This window comes from Streptomyces sp. KR55, from assembly GCF_052245645.1.
Classification (GTDB): Bacteria; Actinomycetota; Actinomycetes; order Streptomycetales; family Streptomycetaceae; genus Streptomyces; species Streptomyces flavusporus.
In genome coordinates, this window is the sequence record NZ_JBQQCE010000745.1 from 1 (window position 1) to 3,051 (window position 3,051).

The following is a 3,051-nucleotide window of genomic DNA, read 5'->3' on the forward strand; positions in this document are numbered from 1 at the left end:
ATCCAGGGGCGCGTGGTGGCCGTGACGGCCGTGCTGCTCGCCGTACTCATCGTCGTCATGGGTATCAGCCTGACCACCGGTGACTTCGCCCTGTCCGTCGGAGAGGTCCTGCGGGCGCTCATCGGCAACGGAGATGCCGGCGCCGACTTCATCGTCAACACCCTGCGCATGCCACGTCTGGTGACCGCGGTGTGCGTCGGAGCGGCGCTCGCGGTCAGCGGGGGGATCCTGCAGACCCTGACCGGCAACGCCCTCGGCAGCCCCGACTTCATCGGCTTCACCAACGGGTCGGCCGTCGGCGCGCTGGTGGTCATCATCGTGATGCACGGCAGCATGACTCAGATCGCGCTGGGCGCCCTGATCGGCGGTCTGGCCACCGCCGCCGTGGTGTACCTGCTCATGATCGGGCGGGGGTTGCAGGGTTTCCGGCTGGTCGTCATCGGCATCGGGGTCAGCGCTCTGCTGCTCGCCGTCAACTCCTACCTGATCACCCGGGCGACCTGGCAGGAGGCGCTGGAGGCCCAGGCGTGGCTCATCGGCAGCCTGAACAACCGCGGTTGGACCCACGCCAACGCCATCGGCCTCGCTGTCGTCGTGCTCCTCCCGCTCGCCTTCATGCTGGCCCGTCGCCTGTCCATGGTGGAGATGGGTGACCTCACGGCGACCGCGCTCGGCGTCAGCGTGACGCGTACCCGCACCGTCCTGCTGGTCATCAGCGTCGCTCTGGCCGCGTTCGCCACCGCGGTGACCGGCCCCATCTGGTTCATCGCCCTGGCAGCACCCCAACTCGCCCGCAGGCTGACCGGGGCCTCCGGCCCGGCTCTCGTGCCCACCGCCCTCATGGGTGCCGTCCTGCTGACGGCGAGCGACCTCGCCGTACAGCGCCTCTTCGCCCCCGCCCTCCTCCCGGTGGGTACGGCCACCGGCACCATCGGCGGCCTGTACCTGATCTGGCTGCTGGTCACCGAGTCCCGAAAGAGCCGCGCATGACAGGAACGAACACCCCGGCGCCCCGCCTGCGAGCCGAGAACCTGACGCTGTCGTACGACCAGCGGACCGTCGCCACCGGCCTCGGCGTCGACATCCCCGACCACTCCTTCACCGTGATCATCGGGCCGAACGCCTGCGGCAAGTCCACCCTGCTCAAGGCGCTGGCACGGATGCTCAAGCCCAAGGCGGGGGAGGTCTACCTGGACGGGGCCGCCATCGCCTCCTATCGCACCCGCGAGGTCGCCCGCCGGCTCGGGCTGCTCCCGCAGTCGTCGACCGCGCCCGGCGGCATCACGGTGGGCGACCTGGTGGCCCGCGGACGCTACCCCCACCAGCGGCTGCTGAAGCAGTGGTCCGCCGAGGACGAGGACGCCGTCACCGAGGCGATGCGGCAGACCGGCGTACTCGAACTCGCCGACCGGCCCGTCGACGACCTCTCCGGTGGCCAGCGCCAGCGAGTCTGGCTCGCCATGGTGCTCGCCCAGCAGACCCCCATCCTGCTGCTGGACGAGCCCACCACCTTCCTGGACATCGCGCACCAAGTAGAGGTCCTGGACCTGTGCGCGGCCCTGCATGCGCGCAAGGGACACACCGTCGTCGCCGTCCTGCACGACCTGAACCAGGCGTGCCGCTACGCCACCCACCTCATCGTCATGCGACCCGGTGGCGAGGTCGCGGCCGAGGGCGACCCGGCGAGCGTCATGACGGCCGAGCTGATCGAGGACGTGTTCGGCCTGCCCTGCCGCATCATCGACGACCCGGAAACCGGTACGCCACTGATGGTGCCCGCCGCGCCCAAACGCCCCGCCCCCGACGACTCGTCCGCGAGCGTCATGGTCGACCTCTCTCAGGGACACCGCTGATGCTCTGTACGCGCCTGACGAACGCCCGCTTCCTCACCATGGACCCCGGCCACCCCGTCGCCCACGACCTGGGCATCTGGCGGGGCCGGATCGTCGGCCTGGACGAGGCCGTGACCTCCCTGCCCGCCCGTGAGGTGATCGACCTGCAGGGCGCCACCGTGCTGCCCGGCTTCATCGACGCCCACGTTCACCTGGCGTGGACCGGCTTCAAGCAGAACACTCCGAGCATCGCGGGTCTCACGCGGATCGACGACGTGCTCGCCGCCGTGGAGGAGGCCGTCTCCCGGCAGTGTTCACCCGGCGCTTGGGTGAGCATCGCGGGCTACGACCAGCGGGCCCTCGGCCGCCACCTGACCGCCGCCGAACTGGACAAGGTCAGCTACGGCCGCAAGGTGTTCATGATGCACGACTCCGGGCACGGCTGCGTCGTCAACTCCGCCGTGCTCGACCTGCTCCCCGCCGACATCCCGCACGAGAACGGCTTCCTCGCCGAGGGCGCCATGGGAGCGGCGCGGGCGCTGCGCCTGCCGTACTCCCAGGAAGAACTGGCCCAGGCGATCGGGCGCGCAGCCCGGACCTGCCTGTCCGAGGGCGTCACCGCCTGCGCCGAGGCCGGCATCGGTGGCACTCTCTTCGGCCACAGCCCCGTCGAACTGGGCGCCTACCAACTCGCCCGAGAGAAGGGCCTGTTGCCGCTGCGCGTGCAGCTCATGGTGTCCGCGGACCGGCTGCGCCCGGTCGCCGCGCACGAGGCCGACGGCATTCCCCGGGCCCTCGACCTCGGCCTGCGCACCGGATTCGGCGACGACTGGCTCTCCGTGGGAGCGCTGAAGATCTACACCGACGGCGGCATGATGGCCCGGACCGCCGCGCTCAGCAGTCCGTACGAAGGGCTGGACCACACGGGCCAGTTGCAGGACGACCCGGACGTGCTCGCGGACATGATCGTGGACGGCCACCTCGCCGGGTGGCAGCTCGCCGTCCACGCGATCGGCGACCGCGCGGCCGACGTCGCCCTCGACGCCCTGGAACGGGCCCAGCGCCTCCGGCCGCGCCCCGGCGCCCGGCACCGCATCGAGCACGCCGGCCTGATCCGCCCCGACCAGCTCCCGCGCTTCGCGCAGCTCGGCATCAGTGCGGTCGTCCAGCCCAACTTCCTGCGCTACTTCGGCGACGACTACGCGGCGATCATGGGCGA

The 3,051-nt window shown here is 71.1% G+C and carries 3 protein-coding genes; all 3 read left to right on the forward strand.

Going from position 1 to position 3,051, the window contains the following annotated elements; genetic code table 11:
- On the forward strand, window positions 1-990 hold a 990-nt coding region (locus ACTWQJ_RS49360), incomplete at its 5' end, for a FecCD family ABC transporter permease (RefSeq protein WP_443312883.1).
- On the forward strand, window positions 987-1,853 hold the full coding sequence (locus tag ACTWQJ_RS49365; protein WP_443312884.1) for an ABC transporter ATP-binding protein: 867 nt from the start codon (window positions 987-989) through the stop codon (window positions 1,851-1,853). The genes ACTWQJ_RS49360 and ACTWQJ_RS49365, both read left to right, overlap by 4 nt.
- Window positions 1,853-3,051: amidohydrolase (locus tag ACTWQJ_RS49370; RefSeq protein ID WP_443312885.1), on the forward strand; the 1,199-nt coding region annotated here is incomplete at its 3' end. The genes ACTWQJ_RS49365 and ACTWQJ_RS49370, both read left to right, overlap by 1 nt.

What these genes read in the sequence shown, in the direction of transcription:
- ACTWQJ_RS49365 (WP_443312884.1), top strand. Translation starts at nt 987, where the DNA reads ATGACAGGAACGAACACCCCGGCGCCCCGCCTGCGAGCCGAGAACCTG.